Source organism: Kaistella sp. CFF1-2 (assembly GCF_059509915.1).
The window spans coordinates 1-18,489 of record NZ_JCAKLF010000006.1 but is presented as its reverse complement, the minus strand read 5'-3'; the positions used below and the strand labels follow the sequence as shown (position 1 = coordinate 18,489).

Annotated in this window: 23 protein-coding genes and 1 pseudogene; 12 read left to right on the top strand and 12 right to left on the bottom strand. The window is 34.6% G+C overall.

What is annotated here, in order from left to right:
- Positions 1-25 precede the first annotated feature (25 nt).
- From AC5XHR_RS12570 to AC5XHR_RS12535, 8 genes are all read left to right on the top strand, one after another.
- Entirely contained in the window at positions 26-679 is a 654-nt protein-coding gene (locus AC5XHR_RS12570) for a YceI family protein (protein ID WP_495951146.1), read from the top strand.
- 123 nt (positions 680-802) lie between these two features.
- On the top strand, positions 803-1,813 hold the full coding sequence (pheS, locus tag AC5XHR_RS12565; RefSeq protein ID WP_495951183.1) for a phenylalanine--tRNA ligase subunit alpha: 1,011 nt from the start codon (positions 803-805) through the stop codon (positions 1,811-1,813).
- Positions 1,814-1,962: 149 nt separating this feature from the next.
- A complete protein-coding gene (locus AC5XHR_RS12560; RefSeq protein WP_495951145.1) occupies positions 1,963-2,850 on the top strand; it encodes a pirin family protein in 888 nt (295 codons plus the stop codon).
- 99 nt (positions 2,851-2,949) lie between these two features.
- Entirely contained in the window at positions 2,950-3,270 is a 321-nt protein-coding gene (locus AC5XHR_RS12555; RefSeq protein ID WP_495951144.1) for a GNAT family N-acetyltransferase, read from the top strand.
- A 30-nt stretch (positions 3,271-3,300) separates the two neighbouring features.
- Positions 3,301-4,200, top strand: coding sequence for a pirin family protein (locus tag AC5XHR_RS12550; protein ID WP_495951182.1), 900 nt, complete (start codon positions 3,301-3,303; stop codon positions 4,198-4,200).
- 11 nt (positions 4,201-4,211) lie between these two features.
- Complete coding sequence (locus AC5XHR_RS12545) at positions 4,212-4,424, top strand: (4Fe-4S)-binding protein (protein WP_495951143.1); 213 nt, start codon at positions 4,212-4,214, stop codon at positions 4,422-4,424.
- Positions 4,425-4,426: 2 nt separating this feature from the next.
- Positions 4,427-4,828 carry an OsmC family protein gene (locus tag AC5XHR_RS12540; protein ID WP_495951142.1) on the top strand — a complete coding sequence of 134 codons (402 nt, stop codon included), beginning with the start codon at positions 4,427-4,429 and terminating at the stop codon, positions 4,826-4,828.
- Positions 4,828-5,112, top strand: a complete 285-nt coding sequence (locus AC5XHR_RS12535; protein WP_495951141.1) for a GNAT family N-acetyltransferase — start codon at positions 4,828-4,830, stop codon at positions 5,110-5,112. Before AC5XHR_RS12540 ends, AC5XHR_RS12535 begins: the two co-directional genes overlap by 1 nt.
- A 66-nt stretch (positions 5,113-5,178) precedes the next feature.
- Here the strand turns inward: AC5XHR_RS12535 and AC5XHR_RS12530 are convergent, their stop codons facing one another.
- Positions 5,179-5,952, bottom strand: a complete 774-nt coding sequence (locus AC5XHR_RS12530) for a DUF3108 domain-containing protein (RefSeq protein WP_495951140.1) — start codon at positions 5,950-5,952, stop codon at positions 5,179-5,181.
- 143 nt (positions 5,953-6,095) lie between these two features.
- Here AC5XHR_RS12530 and AC5XHR_RS12525 point away from each other — a divergent pair, with 143 nt between their 5' ends.
- Both AC5XHR_RS12525 and AC5XHR_RS12520 read left to right on the top strand, forming a co-directional pair.
- Positions 6,096-7,148, top strand: coding sequence for an NAD(P)/FAD-dependent oxidoreductase (locus AC5XHR_RS12525; RefSeq protein WP_495951139.1), 1,053 nt, complete (start codon positions 6,096-6,098; stop codon positions 7,146-7,148).
- A 2-nt stretch (positions 7,149-7,150) separates the two neighbouring features.
- Entirely contained in the window at positions 7,151-7,489 is a 339-nt protein-coding gene (locus AC5XHR_RS12520; RefSeq protein WP_495951138.1) for a 2Fe-2S iron-sulfur cluster-binding protein, read from the top strand.
- Positions 7,490-8,000: 511 nt separating this feature from the next.
- On the opposite strand, the gene AC5XHR_RS12515 is transcribed toward AC5XHR_RS12520, so the two are convergent.
- Complete coding sequence (locus tag AC5XHR_RS12515; RefSeq protein ID WP_495951137.1) at positions 8,001-8,519, bottom strand: GNAT family N-acetyltransferase; 519 nt, start codon at positions 8,517-8,519, stop codon at positions 8,001-8,003.
- A gap of 150 nt (positions 8,520-8,669) precedes the next feature.
- Between AC5XHR_RS12515 and AC5XHR_RS12510 the strand changes: the two genes are divergently transcribed.
- Positions 8,670-9,014, top strand: coding sequence for a CidA/LrgA family protein (locus tag AC5XHR_RS12510; RefSeq protein WP_495951136.1), 345 nt, complete (start codon positions 8,670-8,672; stop codon positions 9,012-9,014).
- Entirely contained in the window at positions 9,011-9,709 is a 699-nt protein-coding gene (locus tag AC5XHR_RS12505; RefSeq protein ID WP_495951135.1) for an LrgB family protein, read from the top strand. The genes AC5XHR_RS12510 and AC5XHR_RS12505 overlap by 4 nt, the downstream gene beginning before the upstream one ends.
- On the opposite strand, the gene AC5XHR_RS12500 is transcribed toward AC5XHR_RS12505, so the two are convergent.
- The 10 genes and pseudogenes from AC5XHR_RS12500 to AC5XHR_RS12455 all read right to left on the bottom strand — a co-directional run bounded on the left by AC5XHR_RS12500 (position 9,693) and on the right by AC5XHR_RS12455 (position 18,338).
- Positions 9,693-10,274 (bottom strand): hypothetical protein, encoded by a 582-nt coding sequence (locus AC5XHR_RS12500; protein ID WP_495951134.1) that lies wholly within the window; start codon positions 10,272-10,274, stop codon positions 9,693-9,695. The genes AC5XHR_RS12505 and AC5XHR_RS12500 overlap by 17 nt on opposite strands.
- Positions 10,275-10,289: 15 nt before the next feature.
- Positions 10,290-10,571, bottom strand: a pseudogene (locus AC5XHR_RS12495) (putative quinol monooxygenase); the annotation flags it as partial.
- A 74-nt stretch (positions 10,572-10,645) separates the two neighbouring features.
- Positions 10,646-11,584: a YeiH family protein gene (locus AC5XHR_RS12490; protein WP_495951133.1), complete on the bottom strand. Its 939-nt coding sequence runs from the start codon at positions 11,582-11,584 to the stop codon at positions 10,646-10,648.
- A gap of 73 nt (positions 11,585-11,657) precedes the next feature.
- Complete coding sequence (locus tag AC5XHR_RS12485; protein WP_495951132.1) at positions 11,658-12,542, bottom strand: LysR substrate-binding domain-containing protein; 885 nt, start codon at positions 12,540-12,542, stop codon at positions 11,658-11,660.
- Positions 12,543-12,587: 45 nt separating this feature from the next.
- On the bottom strand, positions 12,588-13,229 hold the full coding sequence (locus tag AC5XHR_RS12480) for a hypothetical protein (RefSeq protein WP_495951131.1): 642 nt from the start codon (positions 13,227-13,229) through the stop codon (positions 12,588-12,590).
- A 61-nt stretch (positions 13,230-13,290) separates the two neighbouring features.
- Positions 13,291-14,205, bottom strand: a complete 915-nt coding sequence (locus tag AC5XHR_RS12475) for a hypothetical protein (RefSeq protein ID WP_495951130.1) — start codon at positions 14,203-14,205, stop codon at positions 13,291-13,293.
- A gap of 90 nt (positions 14,206-14,295) precedes the next feature.
- Complete coding sequence (locus tag AC5XHR_RS12470; RefSeq protein ID WP_495951129.1) at positions 14,296-14,841, bottom strand: helix-turn-helix domain-containing protein; 546 nt, start codon at positions 14,839-14,841, stop codon at positions 14,296-14,298.
- Between the two features lie 37 nt (positions 14,842-14,878).
- Positions 14,879-15,475, bottom strand: coding sequence for a hypothetical protein (locus AC5XHR_RS12465; RefSeq protein ID WP_495951128.1), 597 nt, complete (start codon positions 15,473-15,475; stop codon positions 14,879-14,881).
- Positions 15,475-15,993 (bottom strand): DUF1648 domain-containing protein, encoded by a 519-nt coding sequence (locus tag AC5XHR_RS12460; RefSeq protein WP_495951127.1) that lies wholly within the window; start codon positions 15,991-15,993, stop codon positions 15,475-15,477. The genes AC5XHR_RS12465 and AC5XHR_RS12460 overlap by 1 nt, the downstream gene beginning before the upstream one ends.
- A 29-nt stretch (positions 15,994-16,022) precedes the next feature.
- Positions 16,023-18,338 carry a TonB-dependent receptor domain-containing protein gene (locus tag AC5XHR_RS12455; RefSeq protein ID WP_495951126.1) on the bottom strand — a complete coding sequence of 772 codons (2,316 nt, stop codon included), beginning with the start codon at positions 18,336-18,338 and terminating at the stop codon, positions 16,023-16,025.
- Positions 18,339-18,489 lie beyond the last annotated feature (151 nt).

Sequence of the window (18,489 nt, the reverse complement as noted above, 5' to 3'; positions counted from 1 at the left end):
AGGATCAATTAGTTAAAAAAAACCTATGAAAAGAAAATTTTTACTTCCTTTTGTGGCGCTTGGTTTAGGAGCGCTTGTTGTATATTCTTGTGGAAAGGATAAGCCGGTAACCAGCGAAAGTACAGAAGTTGTGACAACTAAAGATGGTACTGCTTACGTTATTGATACGACAAATAGTAAAATTGAGTGGAAAGGTTTTAAAGTCTTCAAGTCAGAACATACCAATCATTTCGGGACGATTAAGTTTGTTAATGGTGAGCTTACGGCAAAAGATGGTGTTTTGGAAAGTGGAAAATTCATAGCAAATATGAACTCCCTTCAAAATGTAGATATTGCAGATCCTACCGGAAAAGGAAAGCTAGAAGGGCATTTGAAATCGGCTGATTTCTTTGATGTAGCGAAGTTTCCGGAAGCAAGTTTTGAAATTACAAAAGTAACGCCGAGTACATCTGGTGATTTTAATACGATTTTAGATGGAAATTTGGTTATTAAAGGGATTTCAAAACCAGTTCAGTTAAACGCAAATACTGCGGTTACAGATAATCAAGTGACGATTGCAACAGAACCAAAAGAAATTAATAGAGAAGAATTCGGGGTTAAGTTTCAGTCGCCAGCTGAGAATGGAGTTATTAAAAATGAAGTGGAACTTCAGATACTCATTAAAGCAACCGTAAAATAATACGATTATCGTATACGAAATACCAATCTGCATTCGCCTTTCGCAATGCAGATTTTTTTTATGAATTTTTGAAAGGTCAAGTCCCCAAAAATTACTAATTTTGTGCCTTCTAGATTGAATATGATGATAGAAAAAATAGACGAGTATTTGCAGGAAGTTCAGGCTTTCAAAACGGCTGAAAAAGCTGAAATAGAATCTTTTAGAATTCGTTTTAATAGTAAAAAAGGAATTCTTACAGATCTGTTTGCCCAATTTAAAGACGTTCCTAATGATCAGAAAAAAGAGTTTGGACAAAAGATTAATACGCTAAAACAAGCCGTTGCAGAAAAGTTAGATGCTTTGCAAGAATCTACTCAGTCCAACTTGATTTTAGAGAAAGAAGATCTTACGAGACCAGGTTTTCCTTTGGAATTAGGGTCTAGACATCCTATCAATTTAGTTAAAAATAAAATTATTGACATCTTCAAATCCATCGGTTTTGCTGTTTCAGACGGACCCGAAATAGAAGATGATTGGCATAACTTTACCGCATTAAACTTACCAGAATATCATCCAGCGAGAGATATGCAAGACACGTTTTTCATCAATCGTGATCCTGATACGTTACTAAGAACGCACACGTCATCGGTACAAATTCGATATGCAGAAACGCATAAACCACCCTTTAGAATTTTGTCTCCAGGAAGAGTTTTTAGAAATGAAGCCATCTCGTCTCGTTCGCATTGTATTTTCCATCAAATTGAAGGTTTATATATCGATGAAAATGTAAGTTTTGCAGATTTAAAACAAACGATTCAGTTCTTCACCACAGAATTGTTCGGAAAATCAAAAATTAGAATGCGCCCATCGTATTTCCCGTTCACTGAGCCAAGTGCTGAAGTTGACGTGTATTGGGGGTTAAATTCTGAAACGGATTACCGTATTACGAAAGGAACAGGTTGGTTAGAAATTATGGGTTGTGGTATGGTAGACCCTGCCGTTCTTAAGAATATGAATGTAGATCCAGACCAATTCAGCGGTTATGCTTTTGGTATGGGAATCGAAAGAATTGTGATGTTGTTATATCAAATGTCAGATATCCGAATGTTCTTCGAAAATGACATCCGTATGTTAGAGCAATTTAAATCGTTGTAATAACGAGATTAAAATAGATAAACATAAAATCCCGCTTGTAGCGGGATTTTTTTTGGTTGAAATTCAACTATTTACATTCTTATCTTACATCAATGTTTGGGATGTTTATGAAAGCTACTTTTGTACTATAAATTTAAAAAATTATAGAAATGAATATAGTTAATACAAAAGTAAAATCAATTGAATTGGTCGCTGCGCCAAGACCAGCGCATTTTGTTGGAGATGGTTTCCGAGTTCATAATTTTATTCCAAGTGGGTATCATTTGGATATGAAAAGAATGGATCCATTTTTAGTATTGGATTACAATTCCAAGTATACTTTTCCTCCTGCAGACCAAGCTCGTGGAGTAGGCGTTCACCCACATCGTGGTTTCGAAACCGTAACCATCGCGTATCAAGGAAAAATCGAGCATCATGACTCGTCTGGAGGTGGCGGTGTGATTGGGGAAGGTGATGTTCAATGGATGACGGCGGCTTCTGGAGTTTTGCATAAAGAATTCCACGAAACAGAATGGGCAAAAAAAGGTGGCGTTTTCCAAATGGTTCAGTTATGGGTGAATTTACCAGCAAAAGATAAAATGTCTTCGCCGAAATACCAATCGATTTCTCATGATAAAATGACTGTTGTTGATTTAGGGGAAAATGGATTCATTGAAGTTATCGCAGGAAATTATAATGAATTTCAAGGTCCAGCAAGTACGTTTTCACCGGTGAACTTAATGAATGCGAAGCTTAAAAAAGGTGGAAAAGCGGATTTCAGCTTTCCTGAAGGACAGACTACATTTCTTTTGTTAATTGAAGGAAATATTGTCGTGAATGGTTCAGAAAAAGTTCCGACGGATCATTTGGTTTTGTTTGAAAGAGAGGGAAACGATTTTACAATCGAGGCTTCTGACGATGCCATTGTTTTGGTCATAAGTGGTGAACCTTTGAATGAACCCATCGTTCCTCACGGACCATTTGTGATGAATACGGATGCGGAGATTATGCAAGCTTTTGAAGACTATAACCAAGGCAAATTCGGTTATTTAGAATAATAAATTCTCGTAATAAAGCGTAATTATGATAAGGTATAGCCAAATCGTATTAAGGTGGCCATACTTTTTTCTTTAACTTTAAACATTGAACAAAAGACAATGATTACTATAGATTATTCAACAATTCCTTTAGTGAAAAATGAAGCAGATAAGCGTTTCGAAATTGATGTAGAAGGTTACAAAGCCTTTATTGATTATAAAGAAACGTCTTCTCAAATTTGGTTAATTCATACGGAAGCTGATCCGGCTCTTGCCGGAAAAGGAGCTGCGAAAGCGGTTGTCGAAAAAACATTAGCGTATGTGAAAGAAAGTAGCAAAAAGCTTTTACCTTTCTGTCCCTATGTTTTTGCGTACATCAAAAAACATCCAGAATGGAAAGCTATTGTAGATGAAAAATTTAAAGGTTACGACCAGTTGTAATATAGTTGTAGTATAAAAAGTAAAATTATGATGTCGAATATTGGATTAATATTAGAGGAAAAAGCAGCCGATATCGGGAATTTTCTAGTTGGCAGATTATTGCCTTTCCGTGAAAAAAGAGCGGTTGGTCCGTTTGTATTTATTGATCATATGGGACCAACTCATTTACGTGAATATCAGAATTTTGATGTTGCACCACATCCGCATATCGGACTTTCCACATTGACGTATCTTTTAGAAGGGTCCATTTTTCATAGAGATAGTTTGGGTAATGCAATTGAAATTAAACCCGGTGCTGTGAACTGGATGACGGCTGGTAAAGGTGTTGTTCACTCAGAAAGAACGCCGGAATATTTACGTGAATCCGATTACCGTTTGCATGGATTTCAAATTTGGGTGGGTTTACCGAAAGATTTAGAACAGTCGGAGCCGAGTTTTTTTCATATTGAAGCCGATGAAATTCCAATTTGGAAAGAGGGTGATTTAGAATACAAATTAATTGCTGGTGAGGCTTTTGGTAAAAAGTCGGGAGTTCCCGTTCACAGTCCATTGTATTTTGTAGAAATTAAATCTCACACCAAGCAGAAACTCAATATTGGTCATGAATTGTTTGGCGAAGTTGGAATGTATGTTTTAGAAGGAACGGTCAATATTGAAGGAAACGAATACGGAACTAAACAACTTTTGATTGCAAAAAATGCAAAACTTTGTGAGTTTGAAATGAACGAAAATACGGTTGTGTACCTTTTTGGAGGAGAACCTTTTCCTGAAGAGCGATTCATTTTTTGGAATTTTGTAAATTCTGATAAGGAAATCATTGATGAAGCTAAAGTGAATTGGCACGATCAAAATCATGAAGCCTTTCCTTTGATTCCTGGTGATTCGGATGAGTATGTTCCGTTGCCAAAAGCAGTTTTAAATCGAAAATAAAATACAATAACATGGAAAAACATGAATATGAACATCCTGATTTGGTGGTTATTTGGCAGCCAAAGCTTTGTCAACATTCGGGAGTTTGCGTGAAAATGCTTCCTCAAGTGTATGATCCAAAAGCGCGACCTTGGATAAAACCGGAATCGGCAACCAAAGACGAATTAATCAAACAAATAGATGCGTGTCCTTCGGGCGCTTTATCGTATCGATTAAAAAACTAGATATGGCGGTAAAAGTAGTGGCGACGTTAGGTCGTGAGAAATATTATACGGAAGTTGTAGCCGGTGAAAATAAGATTATCACCGATGAACCCAAACGTTTTGGTGGACAAGAAAAAGGCTTTAATCCGTATGAGATTTTAGCAAGTTCGTTAGCAAGTTGTACGGCGGCGACTTTGCGTATGTATATTGATAAAAAAGGTTGGGATGTTGATACGATTCGAGTGGATGTTCAGTTTGAAAACGTTCCGCAACTAGAACGTTCCGAATTCAAAAGAGAAATTTGCTTTCCTGATGCGAATTTGGATGCGGAAGCGTTAGAGAAACTATTTGATATTGCTGAAGCTTGTCCTGTACATAAATTGTTGACCAACAAAATAGAAATTAATACAGAAATCGTAAAATAATGGTAGAAATAGAACAAAAAAATTACGAAAAAAATGGCGAATTTATCGCTAAATTCTCTGGAGTTCCGGCAGGATTAATGACCTATACTTGGGCTGGCGAAGATAAATTTATTATTGATCACACTGAAGTTGAGCCGGCTTTTAACGGAAAAGGTATTGGTAAAGAATTGCTTTTAAAAGCTGTAGAGTTTGCTCGCGCTAATAATGTGAAGATTATTCCTTTATGTCCGTTTGCAAATGCTACATTTAAGAAAAATCCAGATTTACAAGATGTTTTAGCGTAATCATTTTAAGCATTGAAATAAAAAAAATTCGAGAATTTCTCGGATTTTTTTTGCTTTACATCAATTTTATTTCGAAAACTTAATGGGATATTTTACATTTTTATAATTATCCAAATCAGCTCGTAAAGAACCTACGGTTAATTGTGCTTTTATGGCAACAGGAACGTTATTGGCGTCGTTAGTTACCCACAATGTCACGCCTTCTTTGTCCTTAAAAACACGTCCACTCATAACCGATGGAATAATTCGTAAAGCATTTACCGTTCCGAATTTTGTTTTAATATTTTCGGCTCCCGCGACACGAAGTCGGAAAGGGAACATTTCATCATCAATCCAAACATTTAAATTAAAAACATCACCTACATTTAAGGTTCCAGAAGCGCTACTTCTCAAATAATAGAATGCAGATAGCATATCTTGCAAGCCAGCGACTGTTTTGATCGTTCTTGGCGGATTTTTCGGATTCTTTTTATCCGTTAAAACTAAGGAATTTGCATTCTGATTGAACGCAGCATGCAAATGTTGTCTATAGCCACCTTCCGCAACATTTCGTACATAATAACTAGGCAACGCTGTTGCTGGATTAATGTAACTTTCGTAAACATCATCTACTTTAAAAAAAGCACGTACAGCACCAGAACTTTTACCAACACCGCGAACATAAAGGTGCTGTGTACCGTTGTAGTTTTTTGATGCAGTAGAAAGGGTTGCGGTTCCTGCCGTAAGTACTCCATAATGGATTCGGTAGGTTAAAACTTCACCAATTTGAATATTATTTAGCTTTTGGGAGTTTCCAAGTCCAAAAACAAATAAAGTTATAGCCAGTAAAATATTTTTCATACGTGTTAATTTGCAAATAATTTGCCAATTTAGTTTTTTCTGAATTAATAAGCATTATTAACCGATTTGGCTGACAAGAGTCACTTCTCCTTTTCAATAAAATGCGTACCTTTGCCCAATTGTTTTTGTAAAAAAATCAAACAATGATTACAACCGATTTATTGATTATTGGTGCCGGACCTACAGGTTTATTTTCTGTTTTCGAAGCCGGACTTCTTAAAATAAAATGCCATATTATTGATGCTCTTCCTCAACCAGGTGGGCAGTTGGCTGAATTGTATCCTAAAAAACCTATTTTTGATATTCCAGGCTTTCCTTCTGTAAATGCAGGGGAGTTGGTGGATAATTTAATGGAGCAAATTAAACAGTTTCAACCAGGATTTACGTTGGGCGAAACGGCTGCTACATTAACCAAAATTGATGATGAGTGGTTTGAAGTGGTTACAAATAAAGGAACTATTCACCGTGCAAAAGCAATTGCTATTGCTGGAGGATTGGGAACTTTTGAACCTAGAAAGCCGGATTTGGAGAATATTGCTTCCTATGAAGATCATGGAGTGGAATATTTTGTGAAAGATCCAGAACATTTTCGCAATAAACGTGTCGTTATTGCCGGTGGTGGAGATTCCGCATTAGATTGGAGTATTTTCTTAGCTAATGTTGCCGCTGAGGTTACTTTGATTCACCGTCGTAACGAATTTAGAGGAGCTCTTGATTCCGTTGATAAAGTTCAAGAATTGAAAAACCAAGGAAAAATCAATTTGATTACGCCTGCAGAAGTGGTTGGTTTGAAAGGAAACGGGCATATTGAAGCGATTACTATTGAAAAAGAAGGTGAGCAGACTGATATTGCAACGGATTATTTTATTCCGCTTTTTGGTTTAACACCAAAATTAGGTGACATTGCTAATTGGGGATTAGAAATTGAGAAAAATGCAATTAAAGTGAACAACGCATTAGATTATCAAACGAATATCGAAGGTGTTTATGCGATTGGAGATATCAATACCTACCCAGGTAAATTGAAGCTGATTCTATGTGGTTTCCACGAAGGAACATTGATGTGTCAAAGCGTTTACCAGCGATTGAATCCAGGAAAAAAATTCGTTTTGAAATATACAACCGTAAGTGGTGTTGATGGTTTTGATGGAAGCCGTAAAGAAGCCGAAAAAGCGGTTGTTAAAAAAATTGACTAGTCATGACGGAGCAAGATATTCAGTTAGAAATTATCGACCGTGAGGGAACTTTACATCAAGTTGTAGGACCTACGGATATGTCGATGAATTTAATGGAAGTTATTCGTTCTTATGAATTGGCAGAAGAGGGAACAATTGGTGTTTGTGGTGGAATGGCGATGTGTGCATCGTGCCAAGTTTATGTTTTAAAAGGAGAAGATCAATTGCAAGCTATGGAAGATGAAGAAGATGCGATGTTGGCGGAAGCGTTCCATGTTCAAGATAATTCAAGATTGGGCTGTCAAATCCCAATTACACAAGAAATTGATGGGTTAAAGGTTCAGATTGCTCCTTACCCATAGAAAATACATGTTTTTTGATTTTTAAAAGTGATGTTTACTTTCTCAAAGTGACATCACTTTTTTTTTATTTAAAACTTAATCGAAACGAAAAAAAATCTGGACGCAGAAACGGTTCTATAATAGAATTAAATATTAAATTCATAAAAAAAGCGTATAAAAATTAAAATAAATTTGCATTATTGAAAATATTAACTATATTTACGATAAAGATATGGGTAAAAAAAAGCGAATATCTTAACGTGAGACAATAAAGGAGATGGTGTTGAAATTAGGAATTGAAAATTGACTCATTTGATCTAGAAAAAAATTACATTAATATTCCCCAAATTATTAAAAAAGACAGTCTGAACGCGGGTTTCAGGCTGTTTTTATTTGTGTGTATTCTTATTGTATCATTTTGAGACAATAAACTGTTTTTTTTCTGGTCTTTATTTCTCAAAATAAGATAATCATAATTTTCTAGATTTATTGTGGTTTCCGATTATGCTTGTCGAGGTGCAAATTTTGGTTGTTATAATTCCGAAAATACATCATCATAAACGACAAAGCCTTTAATTTTAGCTAAAGAATCTTTTGTGAGTTCCCTTGCCATAAAATAGGTGGATGGAACATCAAAGCTAGGAAGTAGTCCAAATGTTTTTGCAGGAACAAATCCAAATTTTGGATAATAGTTTTCATGGCCTAAAACAATAACATGTGGATATCCTAATTCTTTGGCGGCATCTAGGCCAGCTAAAACCAATTGAGAACCAATGTGTTTTTTTTGATATTTAGGAGCAACGGACATTGGGTCCAACGCAATGCTGGGAAACTCCGTGTCTTCGTTGATGATGCGAACTTTAGTGAACATGATATGCCCAATAACAATATCTTTTTTGCTCGCAACTAAAGATAATTCGGGAATGTAATTTGGCGTTTTTCTTATTTTTTGAACTAATAGTGCTTCTTCATCACGGTTGAATGCATCACGGTTTACTTTTTCAACAAGTTCGTATTCACTATGCAATTCGGGACGTATTTGTATTTCCATTTCTAAAAATTATTTTTAAATATACGGATAAATTAGAATATTTTTAAGTGTTATCGTATTTTTTCTAGTCAAAAATTGAGCCATAATTGTCATGTGATTTTCCTTTTACTCAAGCGATTTTACCTAATTTTGTACGTAAATATTCAAATCATGAATTTGGTAAAGCAAGTTGCTTTGGTTTTTGGCTGTCTGGCTATTGGAGAATTAGTTGTTTCGCTATCAGGTATTAAGATTCCTTCGAGTATTATAGGGATGTTGGTGTTGCTTTTTATTTTGAAGATGAGGTGGGTGAAATTGGATGAAATTGATGGTGTTACTTCTTTTTTAATTAACAATATTGGGATTTTCTTTGTTCCTCCTTGCGTCGCGATGCTTAATTATTTTGATGTTCTTGGGAATTCTATTTGGGCAATAGTCGTGGCGGTTGTTGGAAGTACAATTGCCGTCGTGCTGGTTACTGGATTTACACACCAAATAATGAGAAGAAAAAAATGAGTTTTTTAGATAATACGATTTGGCTTTTTTTCTTAACGGTAGCTTTATATTCGTTAGGAATCCTGCTTTCTGCGAAAAGACGATGGATCATTTTTAATCCTATAATTTTATCATCAGCAGTGCTTATTGGCTATTTATTGATTTTAGAAATTCCATACGAAAAGTACCAGTTGGCGGGTCAACATATTGATTTCTTACTAAAACCTTCCATTGTCGCCATGGCGATCCCGCTTTATCTACAATGGGATAATATTAAAAAGCAATTTGGCGCCATCTTATTAAGTCAGTTTGTGGGTTGTATTTTTGGGCTATTTGCCGTAGTTTTCCTTGCGAAAATAATGGGAGCAGAAACTCAAGTAATTATGTCGCTTGCACCAAAATCGGTAAGTACCCCCATTGCTTTAGAGGTTTCTAAATCGGTAGGTGGAATTCCGTCTATTACTGCAGCAGCGGTTATATTAACGGGTTTGTTAGGAAGTATGGCTGGTTTTCAATTGTTGAGTTTGGCTCGTATTACAAATCCGGTTTCCCAAAGTATTGCTATGGGAACGGCTTCTCATGCCATGGGAACGATGCGTGCGATGGAATTTGGAGATAAATATGGCGCTTTCGCCAGTGTTGGAATGATATTTAACGGAATACTTACGGCTTTTTTAGCACCTTATATTTTGATATTTCTTAAACCGTATTTATAGGTATTTCATTTTGCAAATCCGAGATACATTGTTCTCGGATTTTCCAGATATCGGTTAGTGATAAGTTGTATTGATTTTCGATAATCCACTGTTTTAGATAGTTTTGATGAAGTTGAACTTTTTTAGTTGCGATTTCGTCAAACTCAATTTCTAATTCATCAAGAAGCAAAGGTTGAAAATCTGTATAGGAAGCATTAACTCTCGTAAAATCGAAATAGGTGTTTTGAATTTTTAAATAATTATGGGCTTCCGGAATATACGTTAAGTGATTAGCATCCAACGTATTCTTGATTTTTGGTGTATATTCACTATTCATTTTAAATATTCCTAAAATCAATTTTACATCAGGAAAACCTTGCTCTAGTGCTAGTTTTCGCAGAGAAGCATGTTTTGTACTGCATGTTCCATAGTGGTCAATGAGGGCGATTGCAGGATTTTCTTTTTCCGAATTTCTTTTATAGGGGAGCTTTGCAATGTAGTCGCAAGCTTCATCGAAATCAAAAATTTCTAGTTTTTTAAAGTAATCCGAAACAATTCCAGGATGTTGAATTTTAAAATTGAACATGCAGTTTTCTTTTCTTTATGAGATTCCGTGTCCTCCGAATAATTGGATTTCTTGCCCTTTTGCTGGCGGTCCGTCTAATAGAGGCATCGCTTCCATAATAAGTTCTCTAACGCCAGGAATATGCAAGGATAAATCATGATTTTCTTTGGTGTCCCAAATCTCGGTGACAAAAACGGAATTCGGTTCGTTAGAGTCGGAGCCAACCACATAAAGTTGACAGCCCGAAGCTTCTGAAATTAAGTCGGCAGCGTCCAAAAGTATTTTGGCTAGATTCTCAACTTGGTTGGTTTTAGCTTTTAGTTTTCCGTGAGTAAATAAGGCTTTTGCATAGAAAGATTATGTAGTTTAAAGATACATATTAAAATTAGATACTACATGAAATTTTTAATGAAGACCAAAGCTGTTATTGAAATAAAAAGCCATAAAATTACTCCTTGAAATATGGGGATTGGGCCAATGGATTTCATTTTTTTCCATGACAGATTAGAACCGATTAAAAATAAAGTTAATGTTAATCCTTTTGTAGCAAGGAATACGATGTTCGGACTCCATTTTTGTACAAATGGAAAATACGTATTAATCGCAATTGCGAGTATGAACAAACCAATGAAATAGGGAATTTTGACTTTCTTTTCTTTCTTTTTAAATAGGAACGAACACGCAAAAGTTAGTGGAATAATCCATAAAGCTCGGGTGAGTTTTACTGTAGTAGCAACCTGCAGCGCCTCGGTTCCGTATTTTGCAGCAGCACCAACAACCGAACTGGTATCGTGTATGGCGATGGCGCACCACAATCCAAATTGATTTTGGGTTAAATGCAACATCGAACCAACGGCCGGGAAAATAAACAATGCAGCGGAATTTAAAATGAAAACCACGCCCAATGCAACGCTTATTTGCTTTTCATTGGCTTTAACCACAGGCGACAAAGCTGCAATGGCGCTTCCTCCGCAAATTGCTGTTCCCGCCGATATCAAAAACGAGGTTATTCGATCGGATTTGAATAGTTTTCCTAGTAAAACTCCAAGAAACAAGGTTCCAAATATGGATGCAACCGTCAATGAAATGCCTTGTTTTCCAGCGGCAAGTGCCGTATTTAGATTCATTCCGAATCCTAATCCAACAATTGAAAATTGCAAAAGAAAACTTGTAATTTTCTGATTGTACTGCGGAAAAGGATGTTGAATGAGTTGTGCGACGAGAATTCCGATGAAAAGTGCGATTGGCGGATTGAAGAGTGGAGTAAAACACAAAATAGCAATTCCTACAAATACTATTTTTCCAAATCCAAACGATGATGATGTTTTCATAAATCAAATTTTATAGGGCAAAGTTCCTATAGAATCAGGATTTATGGAAATTGTTTCTTTTTATTAACTATAACTAAAAGTTATAATTATTTATATAGTTAATAAATAAATTGATTGTTTTTGAGTTTTCACCTTGATTGGAAATTAAATAAAAATACCGTTCCATCGTTACGTCCTCAACATCGATGATTTTGAGAAGATTATGTTGTAACTCTTCATAAATAGCAGTAATGGACAAAAATGCAAATGTGTTCGAATTTAACAGATAGTTTTTGATACTTTCGGTATTTTCGAAGGTAATTTCAGTTTTCAGATCAGAAATTTTGATTTTGTTTTTAGCCAAAACCGAAGCAATTATTTCTAAAGAACCCGAGCCTTTTTCTCTTTGCACAAAAGGAATTTTCAATAATTCATCTTTGGAGATTATTGACTTACTAGAGGTTTTTATTTGTGTGCACAAAATCAATTCATCCTTAAGAAATGGCGCGTAATTCATTCCGCTTCGTTTCGATTTTCCTTCAACAATTCCTAAATCGATTGCTTGATTCGCTAAGAGATTTTCAATATTTTCAGTATTTCCTGTATGCAATTCCAACTCAATATGAGGAAAGCTTTTCTTGAATTGAGCGAGATATTTGGGCAAAACATATTGTGCCGCGGTTGTGCTCATTCCAATTCGTAAAAAACCTTGGTTTTCTTGATTTAGAAAATCAATTTCTGAATCTAATTCCTGATATAGATGTTTGATTTTTTCCGCGTAGTTTAATAGGATTTTCCCTTGTGTTGTGAGTTCGATTTTATTGCCACCGCGAATAAATAATTTGCATTGATAGTATTGCTCAATTTCTTTGATATGCTTTGTTACTGCAGGTTGAGAAATAAAAAGCTCATTGGCTGCTTTTGTGAAATTAAGGCGGGTCGCGACTGAATAAAAAACGTGAAGTCTGAAATCAAACATATTTTTGAATCGAAATTGTAAAGATATTTAAATTGTTTAGCGAAGCTACGGATATTCGAATCCAAACTGAAAAGCAACCAACTTATTTTTCCAAAAGGTATACTTTGCCGAGTACGCAGGAAGATTATTTTTCGTAAGAATGTTTTCTTTCGAATTGGGATGGGTTTCAAAGTAGTAATACGGCTGAATTCCATTTTTCGTACTGTCAATTGGAGCGTAGCATTTTCCAAGTTTTGTAATTAATTCTTCCTTAGAAATTCCTAATTTAATTCCATTGTTGGTTTGGATGATTCCGATTTTCTTTGAATCTATTTTTTCGTTTTTTAAATGTTTTTCTTCTACCAAAATCTGCGAAAATTGGTTTTTATTGTCGCCTTCAAATTGAGTTAGCGTAATTTTATTTCCAATCGTTCCATTTGTGAAAACATAGTCGTTGTTTTGGTTTAGTGTTATGTTTTCGCTAATAATTTTATTTGCTGTTTCATCGACTCTTAACTCAATTCCATTGATTGAAATGTCTGGATTTTCAATAAGACATTTCTTCGATTTCAATATTTGGATTGCGTCGTATTTTTCCTGTTCTATGTGATCAGGATTTGGTGGGAATTCTTGTGTTGATGTTTTTGACGATTTTTTACATCCACAAAAAAACAATACAAATACGATAAAAACGAGATTCAATTTCATGATTCAAGAAAATTCAATTGAATACTAAATGTACAATTATTCTAGAATCTTACTTTTGAATTTAGTTTGAAATGTTCATTTTCAGATCTTTTCCGTCAATAAAGATTTTTTTGTCCAAGAAGATTTTGTTTCCCAACATTCCCGTCATTTTTGACAACTTCATCAAGGCATATTGCGTTTTAGAATACCCTTCAACATACGTAATTTCATGAAGTGGAAGTTGCGTCGAATTAAAACGAATATTTTCGTTGGTTTGGGTTGTATACGTTGTTAAAACGTTGCCCCAAGAATTTCCTTTTTCAATTGTTACGGTAGCATTTTGAAGTTTTAATGAATTCCAGACTTCTTTGTTGGTTAGTAATTCATACGCAGAGGTTCCCGAATCGTAAATGAATTGTTCTTTGTTCCCTTTCAAAGTTGCTGGAATGATTAGCTTTCGTTTTTTAAAGGAATATTCGAAGGTATTTTTTGAGTTTAGTTTTGGTTGATTTTTCAAATTCAATTCGACATAGTTTTTTTTGAAATTAAGGTAGGTTAATCGATTTTCTAGAATATCAGAACCGATTGTTCCAATTATTTGAATGGAATTTTCAGTTGGTTTTGAGCTGGTTTGAATGACTTGAAACTTATCTGAATAAATTAATGTGTTTCCAATTTTAATTTTAGTTTTTACACGATTATTTTTTATTGTAATTCCTTCAATCTTTTGAACAGAATTGTTGTAAAATAGAGTATATGGTGACCCCGTATCCAATTGCATGTAATAGATTTTCGAATTATTTTGTAACTGAATAGGAAGTAGTAAAGCGGTTTTGGATTGATCCGTCCAAATCATAGGGACTTTTCCACTTTCATTTTGGACGGTTAAATAATTGGATTCCGGTGTAAATTTTTGATTGAAATACAGATACAGACCTGCAATGCTCACGATGATTAGAATTAAGATTGTGACAAGAATTTTTTTGATGATTTTCATAGGTTTGAAATTTTCATCAACATTCGAATAATTTCACCAAAAAAGAAGAAAATGAGATACGACAATATGCCGACAATTGCATGTCGTAATTTACAAGAAATTGTTTTTCAATCGAATAGCTAAACTGTTGTTTTTGTCTAACGAAACTCCATTTGCAAGCGTTACGATGATTTTTAAACCTAATAAAGTAAGTAGTGGAATGATAAAAAGTGGAAATTTTAGCGAAAAAAACTTCTGAATAAAAGGACTTATAATCATGGAAATGGAAACCAATAGAATGAGAATGATTTGGATTTCTATTATTTTCTTTCCGAGTGTTTTTACTTTTTGATCGGTCGTTTTATGAATCAAAATTAGTGGAGCTAAAATTCCACCAAAAGGAATAAGTAGTCCAAGTAGTGTCGAAATATTAATCCATTTTAGCCTTTCCAAATCGAAAGTTTCCTGTTGTTCTAGTAGATCATTAGGAGCTTTTTTTAATGCCTCTGCAATAGATTTTAACGTAAATCCTTTTGGGATGCTTCCTGCTTCAATCCGCTGAATGGTACGCAACGAAACACCAGCCTTAGAAGCGAGTTCCGATTGGGTGAGATGATTTTCCTCTCGAAAACGTTGAACGTTAGATTTTGAATTCATGGATTTAGTAGAATGCGATGACAAAATTAAAAAATTATCAAGTTTCGTCTACTGTTTGTTCTCTTAAACAATTTTGGATGGCTCGAAATTCAAAGTAAGCGACACAAAAATAATAGCCGGAAAATATCATGATAACGCCACCTTTGGAAAATTCTAATCCATCATCAAGAGATTTATGTTTGACAAGTCCTGTCCACTCTAAAATGGATTCAACGTTGGTAGCAAGCATTAATACACCGAAAAAAATGAAAAATTGTTGAATTTTTAACCGTGAAATTTGATCTTTATCTCTTTTACTTAAATCAAAGAATAAATATCTGCTGCTTATGAGTAACGCAATGAAGGTGTTTAAGAAAACGGTATTCCATTTGAATTTTGGCCAAAAATAGATGAAACTTAAAGCTAAAATTGCTCCTAAAAGTAATCGTCGATTTTTCAAAGGCATGTGAATGATCACTAAAATAGGAATCGCAAATAACAAATCATAAACCAAAAGGAGTGCGTACGATGTTTCCGTAACCTTTGAAAACGAATTCGGGAATAACGAAATGAAAATGTACTGAATTCCTAGCAAAACGAACGTTATCACGCTTTGGTAACGGCTTATCCAGTTTTGGTTTTCTTGAATATTCATCAGCTACGAACTTCTTTATTTTTTCTAAAGGACTGAAAAATATAATAAATAACGGGAATAAAAATGATCAGTGGTAAAATCATAAAAGTCCAATTTTGTCCCGAAACATCCTCTTTTTTAGCTAGTTGAATCGTTCGATAATCAATAAAAATAAAGACGAAAAGAATAGTAATTTTTAAAAATCGAAGCATTGTTAATGCCGTTGAATATTGCTTTTCGGCGTTTTCTTCTGTAATTACGACTAAGTAATTAAAATGATGCGGAATCTTGCTCAAAGCGGAAAGGCCAATCATAATAAATGTTCCAATAATGGGTAACAGAAAGATGGTTTCAGAACCTCCAAAAGCATCGGGCTCCCCTTTAAAATTATAGTGTGTCGGAATAGTTGCGGGCAATGAACGAAAAGAAAGTACAATATACAGCCAATACAAAAGAAGTAGTACAAAACTGAAAATCTCCCAAAAGAATTGGTTATTAGAAAGTTTGATATTAATTTTTGGTTGGTTTTTCGTTGCCATTCGATTACGAATATAGAAAATTATTAGCTCTAAATACGGTTCACCGTTTCGTTCACGCTCTTTTCTTTATATCCCGAATTGGAAACTTTTCCAAGATTATATTTGATGCCGAGAGAAACAGTTGGTGTATTTCCGTAAAAACTTCCTTTGGTAATAATCTTGTCGTAATTTAGTTTTTGTACAAAATTATTTTGCTGGAATATGTCGTTGTATCGTAAAGTGAAATCAAAATTTGAGATTGATTTGGTTAAACCAAAATTAACTAGAAACATGGCGTTGTAATCGAAAATACCTTCGGTGCGATCTGTGATCCAAGAAGCGTCCATCAAGAAATTATAGCCTTTTCCCAATTTTAATGTATTGTTGGTGTACCAATACAAATACGGCGTTGATTGTTTTACTTGTGCTAAGGAATCTTCGGTTTTGGAATAATTCACAGACAAACTGTTTTGTGAACTCCATATTTTATATTCAAAAGGAGCATCAAGTCCCAAACTAACACCCGATTCTTTATCAAAATTCAAAGAAGTGAATTTGGAAATATTCCGATTTTCATCATAAACCAAATTATAAGCGATTGGATTTTTTCCATGATAATACGATGCATTTACAGACCAATTTTTTAATTTAACATTGGCTGAAAACGTGTTGGTGTACGTTGGTAACAACTCTGGATTTCCCACATATTCCAAGTAGGGACTTCCGTATAAGCCTCCAGAAGCTAGATTTCCGTAATTAGGTCGTGAGATTGTTTTGCTAAAACTCAACGTGTAGTTATAATCTTTATTAGGTTTGTAGTTGATTTCAGCATTCGGAAACCAATCAACATAATTTCGCGAAATGGTTGTTTGATTTTTGATTTTGTCGATGCCATCTGCAGAAGTGGTTTCCATTCGGATTCCGCCGCTAAAACTTAGTTTATCCTTTTCACTTAAGAATTGAACATACGAAGCCCAATTGTGTTCTTTGAAAAAATATTGAAAAATTTCTGGATTTACTTTGATTGCAAAATCGGTTCGGTTATCCGTAATGGCTTCCGCTTTTGTGAGGCTTCCACCAAACTCTATTGCATAATCATTTTTAAGTTTTTTCTCAATATCAACTCTTCCCGAATAGGCGTTGACACCATAATTTTGATTTCGAAACTGATTTAATTGAAATCCTGAATTATCGACCTCATTGAAGAAATTATAATCAACAATATTGCTTTCTCGAGTGAATTGCAGTCCCGTAAAAATGGAAGCATCCACCGATTTTAAAACCTTGTTGTAGTTTAGTATCGAATTTACGGTTGCTCGATTTCGATCTTGTTGATTTAACGTTTTGATTTTTGAAGTTTTTCCGTTTTCAGAATAGTTTGTGATCGTGTTGTTGTCGCCTTTGTCTGGGCGTAAATTCGCATTTAAAATTAACGTAATATAATCACCATCGTCATTTAGTTCTTGATATAAATTGGCTCCAAAAACGAGTTGTGGACGCTTCGTAACGGAAGTGATAATGTAATCGGATTGGATATTTTTGGAAGGAACCGAATACTCAAAACCGTTACTTTCCCAATGATTTATTTGGTTGTAAGCGGCGTTTAGTTTCCATTCCGTTTTGTTTTTCTTTTGTTGAAAATTTGCAGAAAGGTTATTGCTAAAACGTTTGTTAAACGTCATGGTTTCGGTAACACTGAATTTGGAACCTTCCTTTTTGCTATTTTTTAGAATAATTTTGACAACCGCTTTGCCTTCGGCTTCGTATTTTGCTGATGGATTTCGAATGATTTCTACTGATTTGATGTCATCTACAGCAAGGGATGTCAACATAATGAAATCCACTTTTTGATTATCCAAATAGAGCAAAGGCGTTCCTTTACCCACCATAGAAAGGCTTTCACCATTTTGGCTCAATTGCAAAAACGGCAATTTCGAAAGCAAATCGGACGTTGTTGCCACTTTGTTCAAGCTAGAATTAGCGACGTCGATATTGATATTTCCTTTTTGAACTTGATAGGTTTTCTTTTTGCCTGAAATGGTAACTTCCTGAATTGTCGTTTCTTGATTTTTGAATAGTATTTGGATGTTTCGGTTTTCAGAAAGGAAAAAAGAGGCTTCTTTTTGAACGGAATCACCCAATTCAATTTGCAAATAATAGGTTTGGGAAGTTAGATTTTCAAAACTAAAAAGCCCTTCTTTAGAAATGGTTGCCTTGACAATTTGGTTTTGATGATCATACAAGTAAACATCAGCATAGGAAATCAATTGATGACTCGTGTTTTCTATTTTTCCTTGGATGCGTAAGTCTTGGGCAAATATCAAGCTGCCTAAAACTAGAGCGAAAAGGTAAAGAATTTTATGCATTGAATTTTGATTCCCTTTTTGATTTGATAAATAACGAATTGTTTTACTGAAACGTATTTCGAGATGTAAAAATTTACAATTTAGTTTTCATCCCAATATTTTACCATTGTTATCTGGTTTATTTCTCGTTTTTCGTTTAGAGAAATCTCAT